The organism is Streptosporangium lutulentum (genome assembly GCF_030811455.1).
In the GTDB taxonomy this organism is placed as follows: domain Bacteria; phylum Actinomycetota; class Actinomycetes; order Streptosporangiales; family Streptosporangiaceae; genus Streptosporangium; species Streptosporangium lutulentum.
The window spans coordinates 3,084,602-3,104,536 of the sequence record NZ_JAUSQU010000001.1; the positions used below are offsets into that span (position 1 = coordinate 3,084,602).

Below are 19,935 nucleotides of genomic sequence, written 5' to 3' on the forward strand. Positions count from 1 at the left end.
AATGGTGTCTCGACGACGATCTCGGCCGTGAACCCGTCGAAGCGCGACTGGCGGCCGAGAACCCCGTGCGGATGACGAACCGCGCCGAGGGTGTGTCCAAGCCTCCAGCGACCCCGGTGGGTTCACCTCAGGACTTCGCGCACGGGGAGACGTATTCCGGGAACTCGTCAGGCGGCACCGCCGGCTCCGCCCTGAACCGGGAGCAGAGGAGGCCGCCGTCCGGGCTGAACGCGAGAGACCGTACCGTCCCCGCGTGACCGGCGAGCGCCGCCGGCAACGCGGACGGGCTTCCGGCCCGCCATAGCCGGATCACTCCCTGAACGGTGAACGCGACGGTGCCCCCGTCCGGGCTGAGGGCCAGACTTTCCGCGATCTCACTCATCGGATACCTGGCCTGTCGCCCGGAACGAAGGTCCAGCACCTCGAACGCTTTATAGGTGACATAGCCGAAATGAGAACCATCGGCGCTGAAGGCCGCGAGCGTTTCGGGGTTGGTGTGGTCGATGGGGTGGACGGCCGGCATGCGGCGGCCCGGGACGTCCCAGAGGCGGAGTGCTCCGTCGCCCGAGGCGGTCGCGAACCGTGATCCGTCGCCGGCCAGCCATATCCGGGCGATGTCCTTGAGCGGGAAACGTGGGCCCGCCCTGGTGCTCGTGGTGAGGTCCCACAGTTGTGCTCCGGATTCGTTGCTCGCGGTGAGTAGCCGCCCGCTACGGTCCAGGGCGACCCGGGTGATGGTGCCGCTTTCGTCCTCAACGGCGTCGGTCACGGGGTGAGGCGTCGTCTGGCGCACGCCGATGTCCCACGAACGCATCGTCCCGTCGGAGGCGGTGCTCAGTAACGTGCGGCTGTCCGGGCTGATGGACATGGACCGGATGGATGACGTATGTCCCACGAGGGGCTGGCCGAGCTCCTGCCCGGAGAGCGGGTCCCACAGGCGGATGACGCCGTCGATGCCGCCAATGGCCAGTACTCTCCCGCTGGGAGCGACCGTCAGTGCCCTTGGCATCGTGTCCTCGCGGAAGTAGGAGACCCCGGCGTTCAAACCGGGTTTCCTGGTCGAGACGTCCCAGCGGTCCACGCCCCCGCCGGTGCGGGCGGTCACCACGTACCGTCCGTCGGGGCTGAAGGCGAGCGTTTCCACCTTCTTCAGCGTTCCTGGATTCTCGATCGGCCGGCCACGTGACTCCCCGGTCCGAGCGTCCCAGGACCGGAGGGCGCCCTTGTCGTCGCCCGCCACGATCGTCCGGCGATCAGGGCTGATGCCGATCGCCGTCACGTCGGACATACCGGAGGCGATCGGGGGGCCGACCGCCTCCCAGGAGTGGACGTCTATCCGGTGGAGGACGCCGTCGCCGTCACCCACCACCAGCAGGGTTCCGTCACGGCTCAGATCCAGGGAGGTGACCTTCGGAACCAGCGCGCTGAGCGTCGTGCCACCGTCGCGCCAGACGGTGACGCCGATGGAATCATGCCCGGCGATCACCCGTCCGTCGTCACTCGGGACGATGTGCCACGCTCTCGCCAAGGCGTCGATTCTCCGGATCACCTCAAGCGTTCGGGCATCGCGCACCTCCGGCAGTGGATACGCACCTATATATACCTTTCGCCCATCCGGCGAATAACGGACGAAGCCCGAGGACAGCCGCGTGGAGACGGTTCGCAGGCCAGGGTAGGAGATCACGTTCAGCAGGGCGTGCTCGGCCTCGTCGGTGGCGGCGATCCGAGCGGCCATCACGGCCAGCCGGCGTGAGGACTCCGGGGCGGAGTGGAGGAAACGCTCACTGTCGGAAGCCCACTGCTTGGACAGGGCGATGTTGCGCTCGTTGGTGATGGTGAGGGCCGAGGCGAACGCGAGTCCCGCCGCCACGAGCGAGGTGACGAGCAACGCGACCAGCCCGGTCACCACACCGCGCCGGACCCGGATACGCCGCCGCTCCCCGGCCCGCCCCGCCCGCAGGAACTCCTGCGCCACGCCGGGCAGGACGGGGGATCGATCGGGATCGGTGATCCAGTCGATCCGCGCCGCCTCTGCGGCGGCTAGTTTGGGCCCCCGGTAGAGCACGGAGTCGTGGCGGTCGAGGCGCGCCCACTCCTCGGCGTCCGTGGTGATCTCACCGAGGAGGATCCGGCTCGCGACATCGTCTTCCACCCAGGTACGCAGTCGCGGCCAGGCGCTCACCAGGACGTCGTGGGCGAGTTCCACGGTGCCGGCCGCGGTCAGAGCCGGTGCCGCCGCAGGATCGCGGGCAACGGCACTTTCGATGGTCGGCTCCGGTGGCCCGGTCGGGGCGGGAGGGCCGGTGACCATCAGCCGGGCGGCGGCGAAGCTCTCGATGACCTGCCGAACCGGCCGCGGTCGCTCGGGCTCGCACATGGCGGCCAGTTCCCCCCACGTCACGCGGCGCCGGGTGACGTGGCCGTCGGCGGTGGTGAGCGTCAACGCCCTGATGAGGCGTTCGGCGATCTCCCGCTGCAACTCCTGTTCGCTCATCGGGCCCAGCACGAACACACGCTCCTCCAGTGCCCGCGCCAGCACCGGGTGGGCGGCGCACCGGTCGACGAAGTCACCGCGCACCGCGAGCACCACGACCCCGGCCGGCTCACCACCCCGGCGGCCGGTGCCGCGGCGAGCCCCATCCGGTGGACCGGCGCCGGTATCGGCCGGACCGATCCCGGTGGCGATCGCCTCCAGCGCGGCCATGAACGCCTCGGCCTCCCCGGCGTGTGCGCCGGTGGCGGCGGTGAACACCTCCTCGAACTGGTCGACGACCACCACCAGCCGCGGCGGGCCCTCACCGGTCGCGCCGTGCTGGTGGCGGCGGATCGCCTCGGCGGCCAGAAGCTGCCGGGCCCGTGCCCCGGCCCGGCCCGGATCGGCGTGCAGCTCCGCCAGTACGGTGTCGGGGTCGGCGCCGCAGCGCACCGCCAACTGCACCGCCAGCTCTTGCAGCGGCCGGGCCCCGGGAGTGAAGGTCACCTGCGGCCAGGACGCGCCGCCGCCGGTATCGCCCGGGGGCGCGGTGGCCAGGGCGGGCAGCAGCCCGGCGTGCAGCAGCGAGGACTTGCCCGCCCCCGAGGCGCCGGTCACCACGATCAGCCCGCCACCGGGGCGGGCGGTGACCATCGCCGCCAGCCGGGCGGTCGACTGGCCCCGCCCGTAGAACACGCCCGCCTGGGCCGGGCCGAACGGCGCCAGCCCCTGGTACGGACAGCCTTCCACCCACACCGCACCGCCACCGGTGTCCGGCAGCGGGCCCGGTCCGGCGGGAAGACGGCGCTCCAGGGCGCTCAGCTTTCCGCTCAGTTGCTCGCGCATCACCACCAGCAAGGCTTCTTGCCGCCGGCGATGGTCGCGGTCGAAGCGGTGCTCGGCATCTTGCCGGTACAGGGCCTGCTGGATTCGCCCGGCCGCCGCGTCCAGCCGTCCCAGCATCGGTGCCAGCGCCGCCGTCTGCTCGCCGAGCGCGGCGAAGCCCGCGACCATCTCCTCCAGCAGCCGCCCATCGCCATGGGCGATCGCCTCGCCGATCACTACCTGCGTGGCCTGCACCTCGCTCAGCACCACGGTCAGCACCTCGGCCAGCGCGTCGGCGCGGGCATCACCGGCTCGCAGGATCTCCTCCAGGCGGGCCGCCAGTTCCCGCTCCACCCGCTCCACATGTTCACCCGGCTCAGCGGCCGAAACGCCATCGCCGGGAGACGGGGCGTCGGCCTGCGCACCGCCTCGGGTTCTGGCGACGGCGGCGACCAGGGAGGCCCCGATGACATCGGACAGCAGGTTCGCCCCCACCGACCCGGCCACCAGGATTCCGGCCAATGCCACCTCCGGGCCCGGTTCGACCACGGCCAGGGGAGCCAGCGCGCTGGCGCACAACCCCGCCAGCAGCGTCCGTGGCGTCGCCCACCCCAGCCCCCGCGCGGACAGGACGGTCGCCTGGCGTACCCAGCCGCGCGCGCCGTCCTGGGCCGCGGCGACCTGGCCGGGCGACAAGACCGGGCCATCGGGCCGCTGCCCGCCCTGTCGGTCCACCTGCTACTCCTGATCTCGCGGCCCCGCGCTTGAACCTCGGGTGCCGACGTCGAACGGTGAAGCGCGTCTCCGGCACCGCATCGGTATCCACGGGCTTATCGACCCGGCCTCGCTGAGCGCTACCTGATCTCAGCGGATTGTTATGGCCCGCCGGCCATTCATGATCAATTGGACAGGCGGTGTGTCAGCCGCCCAGAAGGTTCTGGTGGGCGGCGAGCAGGCCCGCCTGGAAGCGGGTGCCCGCGCCGAGGTGGTCGCAGAGGGAACGCACCCGGCGCTGGACCGTACGCAGGCTGACGTCCAGTTGCCGCGCGATCGCGTCGTCCTTCAGCCCGGCCGCCAGCAGCGCGAGCACGTCCGCGTCGAAGTCCCCCAGCGGGGCCACCGGGAGCGCCCCGGCCTGTGAAGGTTCACCCAGGTCCGACGCGAAAGACCGGAACGCGGCGGGGCGCAGCGGGGTGGCGGTCCGCCAGAGCACCTCGAACAGCCCGACGAGCGCGTCGAGGAGGGCGGAGGGGTGCACGACGAGCGCGCTCTCCACCGCCCGGTCCTCCTCCGAGCCCAGCGGCAGGATCGCGGCCCGGCGGTCGGCCACGGCCAGCTTCATCGGGACGTGACCGAGACGCGCCTGCTCGCCCTCGGCTATCGCCCGCCGCGTGTGCTCGAACATGCCCGGGTCCTCGAACGCGCGCGGGCCGTAGATCCCCCGGACCCTCGCCCAGGATCGCGGAGCCCACTCCTCCAAATCGGCGCCGATGTCGACGGCGTACGGTGGGTGCACCAGGACGAGGAACTCCTCGGTCGCGTTGCGCTCGATCTGGAGGTAGCGCCTGGCCACGGCCGCCTGCCCGATGACGACCTCGACGAGCTCCTCGGGCTGCGGCCCGGTACGGTCGGCGACCTCGGCGGTCAGCAGGGCCGCCGCCGCGCGGCTGTGCGCGATCTCCTCCTGGCGCCGCGCGGCCAGCGCGTCCAGCGCGAGGTGCGGGGGCGTGGCGACCAGCCGCAACGGACGGCCCGCCAGGCGCGCGACCAGGCCCAGGTCCTCAAGGCGCGGCAGCATCCGGCGCAGCCCGGCCACCGACGCCTCGGTCTCGGCGGCCAGCTCGGTCAGCGTGGCTGGGCCGTGGCGCAGCAGCGCCCGGTAGGCCCCCTCCTCGGTCGCCGTGACGCCGAGCCCGTCCAGCAGCCGCCGATCCATGACGCCGGTCCCCCTCCGAGTCTTCTCGCCGTGCGAGTCGAACGTAGGCGAGTCCTGTCACGTTCGCGTGACGGGTTTGCGACAAGTCATGTTCTGGCCAGCCGAGAAGCATGGACACGCCCAGCCCTTGGCCGCTAGTAATTCGGTCGATCTACTTATCGTATTCCGGAGGTCCGTTGATGCGGAGATGGATGACGGCCGTCGCGGTGGCCACGGCGTGCGGTGTCGCACTCGGGGCCCCCGCGTCCGCCGCGATCGGCAACGCCCAGGCGAAGAACAGCCCGGGCGGCCCGGACACCGCCGCGGCCGAACCGAGAACGTTCACCGCGAAGCCGGACACCCTCGACGTCACGCTGGTGACCGGCGACCGTGTCCACGTCAGGCTCCTCGACGACGGCCGCCAGACGGCCACCGTCACCCCGGCCCCCCGCGAGGGCGGCCACATCCCGGCCTTCCAGGTGCTGGAGGACAAGGGGGAACTCAGCGTCATCCCGGGCGACGTCATCGGCCTGGTCCCGAACCGGCTCGATCCCGAGCTGTTCAACGTGACGGCGCTGATCGGCCAGGGCGGCGCCGACTCCGCCGACGGGACGGTTCCGCTGATCGCGACCTACACCGACCGGACCCTCGCCGCCACCGCCGCGGCACCGCCCGCGATCCCGGCGACCACCCTGACGCACCGCCTGGAGAGCATCGGCGGCGCCGGGATGTCGGTGGACAAGAAACAGGCCGCGCGACTCGGCGGCGCGCTGGCCGCTCTCGCCCGCGGCGAGAACGGCCAGGGAGACCGTACGGAGAACCCGCTGGCCGCCCCGCTGGCGGGGATCGACAAGATCTGGCTCGACCGGCGGGTACGGGTCGCCCTGGACCACAGCGTCCCGCAGATCTCCGCGCCCGCCGCGTGGGCGGCCGGGTTCGACGGGACCGGTACCACCGTGGCGGTGCTCGACACCGGCGTGGACGCGGGCCACCCCGACCTGGCCGGGAAGATCGCGGACGCACGGGACTTCACCGGGGAGAACGACGCGGGCGACCGCCACGGGCACGGTACGCACGTCGCCGACACCATCGCGGGCAGCGGGGCGGCCTCCGGCGGGCGGCTGAAGGGCGTGGCCCCCGGCGCGAGGCTCCTGAACGGCAGGGTGCTGGGCGAGGACGGCTCAGGCAGCACGTCGGGGATCATCGACGGCATGGAGTGGGCGGTCGCCGAGAAGCGCGCCGACGTCGTCAACATGAGCCTCGGCAGCCCGGAGCCCGGCGGCCCGCTCACCGAGGCCGTCGACGAGCTGACGCGGCGCCACGGCGCGCTCTTCGTCATCGCGGCGGGCAACCTGGGCTGTGACGGGTGCGTCGGAACCCCCGGCGACGCGGCGTCGGCGCTGACCGTCGGCGCCGTGGACCGCGCCGACCGGCTAGCGGACTTCTCCAGCCGAGGCCCGATATCCGCTAACTTCTCGGTCAAGCCCGACCTCACCGCGCCCGGCGTGGGCATCGTCGCGGCACGGGCCGAGGGGACGCTGCTCGGCGAGGAGGCCGGCGAGTTCTACACCGCCGTCTCCGGCACCTCCATGGCCACCCCGCACGTGGCGGGGGCCGCGGCCCTGCTGCGGCAGGCCAGGCCCGGCATCCGCGCGGGCGAGCTCAAGGCCCTGATGACGAGCACGGCCAGGCATCAGGACGGCGCCACCGTCGACGAGCAGGGCAGCGGCCGGGTGGACGTCGCCGCCGCGCTCGCCGTACCGGTCGTGGCCTCCGAGGGCGCGCTCGGTTTCGGCAACGTCATCAAGGGCGGCGACCGGGTCGTCCGTACGCTCACCTACCGCAACGTCACCACCGCGCCCGTGCGACTCGCGCTGAAGACGACCGGGACGTTCACCGTGTCACCGGCGACGGTCACCCTCCCGGCCGGGGGCACGGCCGAGGTCACCGTCACGCTCGACCCCGCCGGTGCCCCGATGGGCCTGCTGCGGGAGGAACTGGTGGCGAGCGCGCCGCAGGGCGGGGGCGTGCGGACACTGCTCACCGGGAACATGGACGAGCCGCGCGTGGAGCTGCGGATCAAGGGCATCGCCAGGGACGGCCGTACGGCGAGTGGCGGGTTCAGCGTGCTCGACCTGGAGCGGGGCACGAACGTGGGCCGCGTCCTGCCGAACGACGCCGCCCTGCCCTGCTCCGCGGATCAGTACGGTTCCGGCACCTGCCTGCTGGTGCGGCCGGGCACCTACTCCGTGCTCGGCCACCTCTTCACGATGCCCGCGTGGGAGGACGGCACGCCCGAGGACGCGACGCCGCTGAACGTGAGCCTGGTCGGCGACCCGGAGACGCGGATCACCAAGAACACCGAGATCGTGCTGGACGCCCGCAAGGCCGTCGAGGTCAAGGTCCAGACCCCCGACCACGAGACCAAGCGCAACATGGGGGCCGCCGCGTACCTCAAGTGGTACCGGTCGGCGCTGAAGGGGAACACCCCGATCCTGGGCGGTACGTATCTCATGCCGGGGGCGCTGATCGAGGAGCGGTTGTTCGTCCAGCCGACCAGGAAGGTCACCAAGGGCGTCTTCTCCGTCGGTACCCAATGGCGCCTCGAAGCGCCCGCCGTCACCATGAAGGCACCCGGCATCGAGCTGAACCCCGACTACTACGCGCCGCAGTGGTTCAGCGACCACTTCGAGGAGATGCCCAGGCTGGACGGTACGGAGCTGCTGCTGGCCGCCGACGCCGGACAGGGCAGGCCCGAGGACCTCAGGGGCGGGAACCTGCGCGGCAAGCTGGCCCTGATCCGGCGGAGCGACGCGATCCCGGTCGCGGTCCAGTCCGGCAACGCCGCCGCCGCGGGCGCGAAAATGGTCGCGATCTACAACGACCGCCCCGGCGCCAACCCCTCCCCGGGCGGGGTGGTCATGAAGCTCACCGTCCCGACGGTGTGGCTGTCACGGGAGGAGGGGGAGAAACTGCTCGCCCTGGCGCGCCGCGTCCCGGTACCGGTCGTGGCCAAGGGCGTCGTGGTGAGCCCCTACCAGTACGACCTGTTCCTGCGGGAGAGAGACCGGGTGCCCGACGACCTGCGCTACGTCGTGAACACCAGGTCGCTGGCCAGGGAGGAGGCCGAATTCCGCACCCAACTCGCCGGTGACGTGGTGGCGAACGAGGCACGCTGGGCCTTCGAGCCCTGGGACACCTTCTCGGTCACCACGAACCGGTCCCGGCCCCGTACGCCCCGCACCCAGGTCACCTACATCGTCCCGGATTCCGAGGTGCGCTGGAACAGCGGCGTGACCACGCCCGAGCGGCCGCACGGCTACACGTGGCCGCGTCCCGAGACGCCGCTCGTGGAGCTCGTCGACCCGGTGATGCGGGTCTACCACCGGGCGGGACAGAAGACCGACCTCACCTGGTTCAAGCAGCCGCTGGCACCGGGCGTCAACCCGCTCAGCCCGGTACGCAGGGAGGACGACCTGCTGTTCGTCTCCATGAAGGGCTTCGTGGACGCGAGCCGCAACTCCGCCTCCGCGTACACGAGCGACTTCGAGCGGGGACTGCGCACCAAGTTCAAGGTGTACAAGGGAGACGAACTGCTCACGGAGACGGACTACACGCCCACGGGCACCGTCGCGCTCTCGGCGGAGAGGGCGGGCTACCGCGTCGAATACACCGTGGAGAACCAGGCGACCTGGGCGAAATTGTCCACGAGGACCGGCTCGGTCTGGACGTTCACCTCGGAACGCGCGGCGGAGGGCGTCAAGACCGTCATCCCGCTGCTGCTCGCCGACTACGACATCGCGCTCGACAAGCAGAACCGGGGCAACCCCTCCTCCATCGGCCTGACGCTGTACCACCAGGCGGGCGCGGCCGGCGGCGCCGTCAAGGACGTCGCGCTGGAGGTGTCGTACAACGACGGCGCGAGCTGGAAGCCCGTACGGCGGCTCACCTCCACCGGCGCCGGGTCCTACCGGGCGCAGCTCGACCGGGAGTCCGGGGGCAACGGCTTCGTCTCCCTGCGGCTGAACGCCTCCGACAAGCAGGGCAACACCCTCAGGCAGGAGGTGATCCGCGCCTACACCACCCGCTGAACCCCTCACCTGCCCCGCCGGGCCCCCGGACGTCCTGTCCGGGGGCCCGCCGCCCTCCTCGGCGGGCTCGCCGGCGGCGGAGGCACGCTGTGGGGCGTGTCGGCTGGTCCGGCGCCACCCTGCTAAGGGCCACCTTGGCGACCCGCACGGGCCGTCTCGACGGTTCTCGATGTTTCGCGGTTGATCACGATGCCGTGTGCCCCCGTTGGCCCCCTCGGCTCACGCGGGCATACTTCGCACGGCGAACGCAGCGGACGCGAGCTGCTCTTCGTCAACGTCGAAGACCCATGAGTACAGTCCACCGGGCTTCAGGGGCAGGACGCCCACATTGATGGAGCCGGTGGTCGCGGCTGCCCAGGAGGCCGTCGAGGGGATCGAGGCGTCCGAGGACGACCGCTGGGACGCGCTGCCGTCCGCACTGTCGGCGGCGAAGTGGCACTGCCTCCAGGACTCGGTGGCGGGCGATCTCAGAACCTGGGAGTCGTGGGTCCTGGCCATGCAGGTGGGATCCGCGCTCTTCGCCGCCGGCACCGCGCAGGAGGGCCCGGTGACCTGCCGGGTCGGGACCCTGGACGAGGTGCGCAAGCTCCCCGCGACCGGTCCGCAGGACTACTTGCATGCCGGGAACTGGCTCACCGCGTTCTACCTGGCGCTCATCCGCCGCGAGAACGAGCCGCTGGGGGATGGAGGCTAACACCGAGACCGCACTGTTCGCTACAGGACATTGCCTCTGGATAGGGGCGTGTAGTTCGTGGGCCCATTGCCGGAGGACTGTGCCCTTCGGCAATTCATTGCCACGAAACGGCATTTCGGCGAATGCGCGCGTTTCACCTTGATCTTGATGCAACTACCGAGAGCTACCATCTGCTACGAGGCGTAGCAGTATGTCAACGTGCTTGATCCCTTAGGTCAGTGTCCGAGCTGCGCCTCGCCTTTCACACTCGCTTGAACATTGGATCAAAAAATGCGTAAACCGTTTTGGGTGGTCACCGCAGCCGTCGGCCTGGTCACCGCGACCGCCCTACCGGCCCTGGCCGTAGACACCGTCGTCACATTCTCGATTACGACCGCCGGTCTGACGATCAGCGCGCCGGGGACAGTGAACCTCGGCTCGGTGGAATCCGGCACCCCCAATATCTCGGGGCAGATCGGCCCGGTCACGGTGACCGACGAGCGCGCCACCCTGAACGGCTCCTGGACCGCGACCGCCATCTCCACCGACTTCACCACCGGCGGGGGCACCGAGCCCGAAACCATCCCGAACATCAATGTCAGCTATTCCCCCGGAGAGGCCACCGCCACGACCGGCGAGGGGACCTTCACGCCCGGCCCCGGTGGCGTCCTCAACATACCGCGCGTCGCGTTCACCGGTACCGCGCTCACAGGTGACAACACCGCCACCTGGAATCCGACGCTCACTGTGACGATTCCGCCCGCGGCCGTCGGAGGAACATATTCCGGCATCATCACCCAGTCGGTCGGCTAAACGGATCCGGAGACAATCGTGCGTCTTCGCAGCATCGTCGTGGGGTTGCTGGTGGCCGGGATTCTCGCCCCGGCCGCCGGTACGCTCGACAAGCCCGCGCAGGCGGCGGCCCAGTCATCGACGGGCGGCATCGGGATCCGCCTGCTCGAAGCACCGGTCGCGGCCCGAGCCGACAGGCGGGCCTGGGCCTACATCATCGATCACCTCGCGCCGGGGTCCGTCATCCACCGGCAGGTCGAGGTGTTCAACACGACCGGCTCGCCCAAACACGTTTCGATTTACACGGCCGCGGGGGAGATCCGCAACCAGAAATTCCAGTTCGCCGCCGGTCACACCGCCAATGAGCTGTCCACCTGGACCACCACGGACCGGCATGAGGTGACCCTGGCGCCGCAGGGCCGCTCGGCGGTTACCGCGACCATCACCGTGCCAGACGATGCCGCTCCCGGAGAGCGCTACGCCATGATCTGGGCCGAGGCGGCCAAGGCCGCGCCGCGCGATGGCGGCGTCGCCCAGGTCAACCGCGTCGGTATCCGGATCTACTTGGACGTCGGCCCCGGCAACCCTCCGGCGTCGGACTTCACCATCGACTCCGTGACGGCCCAGCGGTCACCGGACGGTCAGCAGAGCGTTCTCGCGCAGGTGCACAACACCGGAGGCCGCGCACTCGACCTGAGCGGCGACGTGAAACTGACCAGCAGCTCCGGCAGCCAGTACCACAGCGCGGGCCCGTACACGCTCCAAACGGGCACGACACTCGCTCCCGGCCATGCCGGATCCGTCACCGCCGCCCTCACCGAGCAGGTGTCCGATGGCCCGTGGCGCGCCCACATCCGTCTGGAGAGCGGGCTGACGAAACGCACTGCCGAAGCGACCATCTACTTCCCCGCCGCAGGGACGGCGCAAGCGATCAAGGCGGAGATGGACACCAGCTCCTACCCCATGGCGGCGCTGGCCGGCGGCATCGTCCTCGCCGCACTCGCGGCCATCACGTTCCTGCTGATTCAGCGGAAACGCCGTTCACGCCGGGAACGAAGCAACGCGTGAGATCTCGCGAATCGGCCGCGAACGCCGACCAAACCGGCCCGGACGCACGCGGCGGCTGATCAGGTTATAAAATATGACTCTTAGTTACTTTGGGCTGATGGCATGGGCCCAGTGGAGGGCCGACTACGCCCTCCAGTGCCTTCTTCGGCTGGCGGGGCACGGTGCCGTCCCTCAGATGGCCGTACACCGTCGAGCGCGGCACCCCGAACAGGTCCGCGATCTGCTGGACGGTCTTGTCTCGCGTGTCGTACAGCTCCTGGGCGAGGGCGGCCTGGTCGGCTGGCCCGAGAGCTGCACCTGTCCGTCGGCACGATCGGGCTCTTTTATTCGATCGCCTCGGTGGGGAGCCTCGCCGGTGCGCTGACGGCCGCGAAGATCGCTGCACGGATCGGCCAGGGCCCGGCGATCCGGGTCCCGATCGCGATCGCCGCACCGTTCCAACTGCTGACCCCGATGGCCCAGCCCGGCTGGCTGTTGTGGGTGGCCGCCTTCGCCTACCTGGTGATCTCGTGCTGCGTCGTGGTCAACAACGTCACCCAGGTCGGCTTCCGCCAACGACTGACCCCCGAGCACCTGCTCGGCCGGATGAACGCCACCATGCGCTTCCTCGTCTGGGGCACCACCCCGATCGGCGCCCTCATCGGCGTGCTGGGCCAACTACTCGGACCACCCCCCACACTGTGGCTGGCCGCCATCGGTGCGGTGATCCCGGTCTTGCCGCTGATCCTTTCCCCACTGCGGTATCTGCGTGAACTGCCGACGATGCCTTTACAATGTAGATTAATAAGTGGACTTTGTTCGACCGCACCCACAAGAAATCCGATGGCGTATCCCCTCTCCGTAACAAGAGCCTGCGGATCGCAGATGACGCCAACTCGGCCACGTGCACCCTCGCCGACGACTCCCCCATCGCCAGATCGCCCCCCGCTCTCCTGCCCCGGTCATCAGCCATACCCGCCAAAGGACAAGCACGGTGGACGGCCTGGTGTGCTCCTCCAGCGCCCGCCGCAATCAGCACCGTGAAAGCCCTCCCCCAGCCGGGCGACACTCGCGGTCGGGCGGCGCAGCAGGCGACGTAGGAGCGGCTGGTCACGCTGGACGCGACCGGTGGCAGGGACCCCGTCACCGTCGTACCACTCGTTGCTTTGTCCATGGGGCGGCGCCTGCCGATCTGATCGGGAAGCCCTCTGGGACGCCGAAAGCGTCGGGCCGGAGCAGGCGCGCGGCGGCGAGATCGTCATGATGCGCCCAGGCGACACCGTCTACACGCCTCCGGGGGAATGACATTCGCCCTCCTAAGAACTGCTAAAACAATGAGCTGAGACGGCGCCAGCAGATCAGGGCGCAGCCGAGCCTGAGGAAGGCTTCGTGGATGTCGTCACGAACTTCCCAGCGGATGCGCAGCCTGCGGAAGTGATGGAGCAAGGCGAAGGCCTGCTCGACGACCCAGCGGTGTTTACCCAGGCCAGAGCCATGCTCGGTGCCGCGCCGTGCGATGAGCGGGCGAACGCCCAGGGCGCGAACCTGCCTGCGGTACTTGTCGTAGTCGTAGCCGCGATCGGCCAAGAGGACGTCGGGCCGTCGGCGGGGCCGTCCGCGCTTGCCGCGCACCGGCGGGATCGCCTCCGATAGCGGCACCAGCTGGGTGACATCGTTGCGGTTGCCGCCCGTCAAGATGGCAGCCAGTGGGATGCCGGTGGCGTCGGTGATCAGGTGGTGTTTGCCGCCGGCCCGTCCTCGATCGACCGGGGACGGCCCGGCCTGCGCCCCCCTTTAAGGCTCTGACGCGGAATACGAGCAAGCCGTCCAGGACGCCAGGCACGTAGTCACCGGTGCCGCTGTCACCGAACCGGCGCCGCTTACCCCCGAGGCCGCCGCCGACTACCTGCCCCTCTGCCTATCCCCCTATCCCCACGCCTGCCTGGCAGAACCTCCTGGCGAAGCGTCAGCGACCGGGGTCGTGCCGAAACCGGCATGACATTCCCGTCGCACCTGTGGTCGGATGCTCTTCGTCCGAGACCCACTCGCGGACCACGTCAGGAAGGAAGTAGATGACCGACCGTGACCTGCCCGGCGCTGAGACGATCGAGGCCGTCCTCGCATCCCATGAGGGCGCATGGGGAGCCGGAACGCGCGTGCTCTCGGTGCGGGACCTGTCGCCCGGACTGGGACAGGCAGCAGTCCTTGGGGTGAGCACCACCGCACCAGACGATTGCCCGTCCCAGTGGATCGTCAAGATCCCCGGTTGGGGTCACCAGTCCCTGCTCGACTCGCGTGATGGCCAACTGGACCGCCGCGAAGCCCACTTCTTCGGCAGCGGCATTCCCGCTCTGCTGCCCCGCGGCCTGGCCACACCGCCGGACGCGACCGTGGTCAGCCACGACGGTCTCGCCTGGATTGTCATGCGCGACATCGGCGCTGCCCTGCACCAGCCCTGGAACCCCACCACCGCCACAACGACCGCCCTGCGCACCGCGCTGTTATATGTCCCAGGAGCCTTGCACCCCGACCTCCTCGACACCCCCTGGCTGGAGCACGAAGGCTACGCCGCCTACACCCACCACATCCCAGCCGGCCACGACAACCTCGACGCCCTGGCCCACGAGCCGCAGCTCAAGGCACTGTTCACTCGCGAGCAGGTCCACGCCCTGCACACCTGCCTGGACGCGGCTGCGGAGCTGAACTCACGCGCCGCCACGCTACCCACCACTCTCGTCCACGGCGATCTCACTCCGCGCAATGCCGGCCTGGACCGAGACAACGCCCTCGTCCTCATCGACTGGGAGCACGTCGGCGTCGGCCCCGTGGGCTTCGACCTTGGCACCTTCGTCTCTCTCTACCGCGCCTTCGGCGGCCACGGCGAGCTGAACGAGCCGGCCCTCCTCGAGGTCTACAGCCAAGCCCTCAGTGACCTGGCCGACACCGAGATGCGCCACTCCGCCGCCCTCGGCTTCGCCACTGTCCACCTCACCTGGGGACTACACCTACGTCTCGGCCCCGGCCTGACCGCAGTACGCCAGGGCTTCCAAGGCGAGACCCCGGGAGAACTCGCCCCGCACCTCGATGACATCCGCTCGGGATGCCTGCGCGCCCTGTCCTGGGCATCTGCGGCCGGAGTAGGCGCCGCGGGCCACTGACAAGCCGTCCGGCCGAATCGCGGGTCCCGGACGCCCGCGTAATTGCGCCCGAGCATGGGAAGCGGCAAACCAGACAGGCATCGATCCATCCGGCTCATTCTGGTACGACTCCTTAACGCTGAACTCCAGAGTGTGGTTTCTCACCCATGGAGTTCGTCGCCCCCGCCAGTGGCTCACCGCTGTTTTCTCGTACTCACGTCACCGTCCTTCGCATCGACCGGTATGACGCGGGCCGCGTCCGCGCGTGCGGGACCGAAGCCGAGCGGTCGTGCCGACAGCGCGACGGCCGAAGAACTTTTCACGCCTTTCCCGGTGGCGTGACCGCCAATTGTCTCGGGCTGGTGTGCGCGCGGCGTCGCCCGCGACGCCCAGGCTCGTCGAAAGTCACATGGGAGGCGGGGCCGTCGAGCGGCGAATGACGAGTTTGGGCGTCACGGAGAAGCGCACCGCCGACATGCGTCCCTCGATGCGTTCCAGCAGCAGCCGTCCCGCCGTGCGCCCCATGACGGCCCCGTCTTGGTCGACGCTCGTCAGTGCGATATTGGGCAGGGCCGCGAGGAGCGTGTTGTCGTAACCGGCGATCGAAACGTCGGCGGGGATGCTGCAGAGGGCCGTGATTCCACCTTCTCCCTCATTCGGCGCAGGTGGCAGGCCGGGCCGTTCGGGGTAATGACAGGGCCCCCATCGTGCTTTCCGGCAGGTCAGCACGGTGTGACACTGAAACCCAGTGGGCGGGCGGTGGTGCCGCAGCATGGACATGACGCGCCGCGCCCGGTCGTGACGACCCGCGCGGCCCTCAGGGTTAGGTGAGTGGCGCGGTCACGGCTGGGTCCTGGGCTGTTCCCGGTCTCGCGTGGAGAGGCCCGCGGCAGGGTGGGAGGCGGTCATGTCCAGCAGGAGCAGCGCGTCATGGTCGGGGGTACCGGGCTCGGCCACCTCCTCACGGCGCAGTCCCGGGGTCCGGCGCAGACCGGTTCCGACGGTGAGGCCCACCTGGCCGGGGCTGGTCTGGGTACGGCGGGCGTACAGGAAACGACCCAGCTCCGGGCCGCTTGCGTCAGAGGCGTGCCGATGTGCCATATCTCCGGTGTCACACCGCGCTGACCTGCGCGGCATTCATCTGAGGGGCCCTGCCATTACCCCGAACCACCCGGCCTGTCACCGCGACCGCCGCGAGAGCAGACTGAATGGGCGAGGACGAACGGCAGGCGAGCCCTCAACCTACTGATGTCACGCGAGTAATTACCCTACGTAATAATGGCAATGAGCGACAGACCGGGCATATCACCCTAATGTCGCGCTACGCCCGACAGATCATCTGCACAAGGAGATAACGGCATGCGATACATCAAGCTGCGCGACCTGGAGGTTTCCCGGATCGGACTGGGCGCGATGGGCATGTCGCACGGCTACACCGGCGCCGGCACCGACGAGGCGGAATCCATCCGCACCGTCCACCGGGCCCTGGAGCTAGGCGTCACCTTGATCGACACAGCCGAGATCTACGGCCCCTACACCAACGAGGAACTTCTCGGCCGGGCCTTGAAGGGGCACCGTGACCAGGTGGTGCTGGCGACGAAATTCGGCTTGATCGCACACGCCGGCGCGGGCCCCTGGAATCTGGACAGCAGTCCGAACAACATCCGCACCTCGGTCGAAGGCTCACTGAAGCGGTTGGGCACCGACCACATCGACCTGTACTACCAGCACCGGGTCGACCCGGACACACCCATCGAGGAGACCGTCGGCGTCCTGTCCGAGCTGGTCGAGCAGGGCAAGATCCGCACGATCGGCCTGTCGGAGGCCGGACCCGAGACCATCCGCCGCGCCCACGCCGTCCACCCGATCACCGCGGTCCAGTCGGAATACTCCCTATGGACCCGGGGCCTGGAGGAGCGGGTGCTGCCGCTGCTGCGCGAGCTGCGCATCGGGCTGGTGCCCTTCTCACCGCTGGGCCGCGGTTTCCTCACCGGGAAGATCCGCTCCACCGAAGGCTTCGCCGAAGACGACTTCCGCCACGACAACCCGCGCTTCACCGGTGAGAACTTCCAGCGCAACCTGCGTATCGCCGACGAGGTCCAAACCGTCGCCGCCGAGGCCGGCGCCACCCCGGCCCAGGTCGCCCTCGCGTGGTTGCTGGCCCAAGGCGACGACATCGCCCCCATCCCCGGCACCAAGCGCGTCAGCCGCGTTGAGGAGAACACCGCCGCCGACGCCGTCCAGCTGACCGATGAACAACTCGCCAAGCTCGCCGGCCTGCCCCCGGCCTCCGGTGACACCCACACCGAGGCCGCCCTGCGCATGCTGGAGCGCTGACCCACGTCACAGGCCCGAGCCCCGTCCGTGCCATCCTCACCACCCCCCACGAAAAGGGCAACCCATGCAGAGCGTCACCTTGGACAACGGCCTGGAGATGCCCCTCCTGGGTTTCGGCGTCTTCCAGATCCCGCCGGATGAGACCGAGCCGTCACCGACGCGCCGGCCTCCGCCGGCTCATCCAGCGGCAGATCGCGGTGACGTCACGTCGGCCGACGCCGGCCGGATGGCCGACGACCTCGATGTCTTCGGCTTCGAGCTCACCGACGACCAGATGGCCCGCATCGCCGCCCCGGACACCGGGTCCTCGCTGGACTTCGACCACCGCGACCCCGCCATCGCCGGCCGGCTCGGCACCAGACGCGTCGACTGACCGCGCCGAGATGGGACACACGCCGTCCGCCGCGCCGGGGCGACGCTCGCTCCTTCGCGGCGCACTCATCACAGGAACGGCCGTGATCACCGGCATGCAGGTGAGCGGTTGCTCCGCGCTCTCGCCGCGTCCGGCCACGCAACACCGGGTCCCGCCCTCACCATCGGGCAGGGCCGTTCTCCTGGCCGATTTCTCCCGGGCGGGCGAGAACTACCACTACGGTGGGCGCACTCGCCTCACGGTCGGCAACACCGAAGTGCTGGCTCGGATGATCAGCAGGCACATCGAATGCGATGTGCACCGCATCCTGCCTGCCGATCCCTACCCCGATGGCTACTCCCCGACCGTCGAGCGCAACGTCCGCGAGCAGAACGCCGACGCCCGTCCAGCCGTCGACGGCCCTTCGCCGTCGATGGATCGCTACGACACGGTGCTGCTGGGCAGCCCCATCTGGAACGTCCGCGCACCCATGATCATGTCGACGTTCACCGAGGGACTCGACTTCCGCGGCAAGACCGTCATCCCTTTCACCACCCACGCGATGAGCGGGCTGGGAACCACGGCACGCGGCTACGCCGCCTCATGCCCTGGCGCGATCTTCGCCGAAGGCCTCGCCGTCCGCGGCGAGCAGGTCAACGACGCCGACGCCGACGTCCAAGCATGGCTGGGGCGCCTCGGCCTTCTCCCCCTATCGCCCGGCCCCACCCGCCCACCGGCAAGCAACCCCGGGTAACAGCCCAGAACTCCTCCGGCTACGGGGCAAAGACATCCCAGGAGCCGTCGTGCGCACGAGCACCAAGCTCCTTGATCAAAGCGAGCGACGCGGAAGGATGTCCTTCCAGAGAGTCGGCGAACTTCATGACGTCGATCGTGAGTACCGTGACCGATTCCAAAGCCTGGACAGTCGTTTCTCACGTGACCGTACCTCCGCGTTGCAGTGCCTCGCGTTCGCCGAGAACTTGGCCCGGGTATCGGATGACGAGCACCCTCTCCGACCGAGGCCCTGCAGCGGGCCATCTCGTGGTCCGCCCACCGCTCAGAACGTGGCGGGACTGTAGAGAATCGGCCGACTGCGGGAACAGCACTCTCAAGATCTTCGAAGCACACCAAGATCACCCTGCCAGGCCACACGCTCGGTCACCACCGAATTCGTGCCAGAGCCGTTTGATTGACAGACCCGATCCAGGCTGCTCCCCCTTCCTCGCACCGGTGATCAACCTGTAAATGATCACCGGCATTCCTAGATCATTTTTAGGGCTTCTCAGCCCGGTTCGGTCAGTGTTCTTCCAGCATGTCGGTCACCGGGCGCCGGACGCCCTTGGTGTCGTCGAAGGTGATGCCCAGACGCATGATCATCTGAGGGTACTCCTGCGAGCACAGCTCCTGGCGCAGAAACTCCCGCAGGTGGAACATCTCCAACGCCTGGGTGTGGAAGGCCGCGCTGAGGCCGTGGGCGGAGGCGTGCAGCAGGACACGCTGCAGTGCCTGGCCGGCCGCGATCCAGTCCTGGCGGGAGTCGCCCTTCGTGGTCAGGACCGCCACGACCCCGGTGGAGGCGGAGAAGAACTGGTCGGCGTCACTGCCCCAGGGATGGCCGTGGGCGTAGTCACGCTGGGCGAAGTGCGGGCGAGTCCGCCGGGGCTCGCGCGGGTAGCTCTCGGCCGGCACCCCGTCCTTGCGCGAGCTTCCCGGCGGCCGCGCCCAGCGGATCAGCTCCAGCGACAGCAGCCGGTTCTGAGACTGCACGTCCTGGGCGGCGCAGGTGATCGCGGCGAGCACCCGGACGGCCGGCTCGGAGCGGACCGGCGTCAGGCGCGCCCCCTCGGTGCTCGCCTCGGCCACCAGCACCTCCATGAGGCGCTCAGGAACTGGCAGCTTCGTGAAGCCGGCCCGGTGGGTGCGGCGGCGTTCGATCTCGGCATGCAGCAGCAGGGCGTCCTCGTCGGCGGCCACGGCCGCAGCCGGCCGTACCGTCGCCAGCAGGGCCGGGCGGTCGGGGTCGGGCAGCACGCGCACCCGCGGCTCATAACCGAGCGCGCGCACCGCGAGCCGCACGTTCATCAGGGCCGCACCACAGCTGATCAGCAACTCCCGGCCGGCGACGTCGCCGACCCGCAGCTTTCTGTCGCTGTCGGCACGCAGCGCGATCTCATCACCGTCGACGACGAAGGACCATGGCTGGGTGTTGTGCACCGACGGCGCCCACCTGGCGGCCTCAACCGCCGCACGGACCACCGAGGCGATCTCCTCGGTTGCACGGACGTTCATGATT

The 19,935-nt window shown here is 69.8% G+C and carries 14 protein-coding genes and 1 pseudogene; 9 read left to right on the forward strand and 6 right to left on the reverse strand.

What is annotated here, in order from left to right; translation table 11 throughout:
• Positions 1-127: 127 nt before the first annotated feature.
• Positions 128-4,033, reverse strand: coding sequence for a WD40 repeat domain-containing protein (locus J2853_RS13800; protein ID WP_307557919.1), 3,906 nt, complete (start codon positions 4,031-4,033; stop codon positions 128-130).
• 184 nt (positions 4,034-4,217) lie between these two features.
• A complete protein-coding gene (locus tag J2853_RS13805) occupies positions 4,218-5,234 on the reverse strand; it encodes a helix-turn-helix transcriptional regulator (protein WP_307557922.1) in 1,017 nt (338 codons plus the stop codon).
• A gap of 179 nt (positions 5,235-5,413) precedes the next feature.
• On the opposite strand from J2853_RS13805, the gene J2853_RS13810 reads away from it, so the two are divergent.
• From J2853_RS13810 to J2853_RS13830, 5 genes are all read left to right on the forward strand, one after another.
• A complete protein-coding gene (locus tag J2853_RS13810) occupies positions 5,414-9,304 on the forward strand; it encodes a S8 family peptidase (protein WP_307557924.1) in 3,891 nt (1,296 codons plus the stop codon).
• Between the two features lie 331 nt (positions 9,305-9,635).
• The gene (locus tag J2853_RS13815; protein WP_307557926.1) at positions 9,636-9,998 is read left to right on the forward strand and encodes an Imm49 family immunity protein; all 363 of its coding nucleotides are present in this window, start codon (positions 9,636-9,638) and stop codon (positions 9,996-9,998) included.
• Positions 9,999-10,268: 270 nt separating this feature from the next.
• Positions 10,269-10,790 (forward strand): hypothetical protein, encoded by a 522-nt coding sequence (locus tag J2853_RS13820; RefSeq protein ID WP_307557928.1) that lies wholly within the window; start codon positions 10,269-10,271, stop codon positions 10,788-10,790.
• Between the two features lie 18 nt (positions 10,791-10,808).
• Positions 10,809-11,837, forward strand: coding sequence for a peptidase (locus tag J2853_RS13825; RefSeq protein ID WP_307557930.1), 1,029 nt, complete (start codon positions 10,809-10,811; stop codon positions 11,835-11,837).
• Between the two features lie 339 nt (positions 11,838-12,176).
• A complete protein-coding gene (locus tag J2853_RS13830) occupies positions 12,177-12,860 on the forward strand; it encodes an MFS transporter (protein WP_307557932.1) in 684 nt (227 codons plus the stop codon).
• A 282-nt stretch (positions 12,861-13,142) separates the two neighbouring features.
• Here J2853_RS13830 and J2853_RS13835 read toward each other — a convergent pair.
• Positions 13,143-13,607: pseudogene (locus J2853_RS13835) on the reverse strand (IS5 family transposase); the annotation flags it as partial.
• 281 nt (positions 13,608-13,888) lie between these two features.
• On the opposite strand from J2853_RS13835, the gene J2853_RS13840 reads away from it, so the two are divergent.
• Entirely contained in the window at positions 13,889-14,974 is a 1,086-nt protein-coding gene (locus J2853_RS13840; protein WP_307557934.1) for a phosphotransferase family protein, read from the forward strand.
• A gap of 384 nt (positions 14,975-15,358) precedes the next feature.
• On the opposite strand, the gene J2853_RS13845 is transcribed toward J2853_RS13840, so the two are convergent.
• Together J2853_RS13845 and J2853_RS13850 are read right to left on the reverse strand one after the other, a co-directional pair.
• Positions 15,359-15,733, reverse strand: a complete 375-nt coding sequence (locus tag J2853_RS13845; RefSeq protein WP_307557936.1) for a substrate-binding domain-containing protein — start codon at positions 15,731-15,733, stop codon at positions 15,359-15,361.
• Between the two features lie 60 nt (positions 15,734-15,793).
• Positions 15,794-16,054, reverse strand: a complete 261-nt coding sequence (locus J2853_RS13850) for a hypothetical protein (protein ID WP_307569049.1) — start codon at positions 16,052-16,054, stop codon at positions 15,794-15,796.
• A gap of 258 nt (positions 16,055-16,312) precedes the next feature.
• Between J2853_RS13850 and J2853_RS13855 the strand changes: the two genes are divergently transcribed.
• The 3 genes from J2853_RS13855 to J2853_RS13865 all read left to right on the forward strand — a co-directional run bounded on the left by J2853_RS13855 (position 16,313) and on the right by J2853_RS13865 (position 18,396).
• On the forward strand, positions 16,313-17,290 hold the full coding sequence (locus J2853_RS13855) for an aldo/keto reductase (protein ID WP_307557937.1): 978 nt from the start codon (positions 16,313-16,315) through the stop codon (positions 17,288-17,290).
• 64 nt (positions 17,291-17,354) lie between these two features.
• Entirely contained in the window at positions 17,355-17,663 is a 309-nt protein-coding gene (locus J2853_RS13860) for a hypothetical protein (RefSeq protein WP_307557939.1), read from the forward strand.
• Positions 17,664-17,745: 82 nt separating this feature from the next.
• Positions 17,746-18,396 carry a flavodoxin gene (locus tag J2853_RS13865; protein WP_307557940.1) on the forward strand — a complete coding sequence of 217 codons (651 nt, stop codon included), beginning with the start codon at positions 17,746-17,748 and terminating at the stop codon, positions 18,394-18,396.
• Between the two features lie 542 nt (positions 18,397-18,938).
• Here the strand turns inward: J2853_RS13865 and J2853_RS13870 are convergent.
• Positions 18,939-19,931, reverse strand: a complete 993-nt coding sequence (locus tag J2853_RS13870) for an Acg family FMN-binding oxidoreductase (protein ID WP_307557943.1) — start codon at positions 19,929-19,931, stop codon at positions 18,939-18,941.
• Between the last annotated feature and the right edge of the window lie 4 nt (positions 19,932-19,935).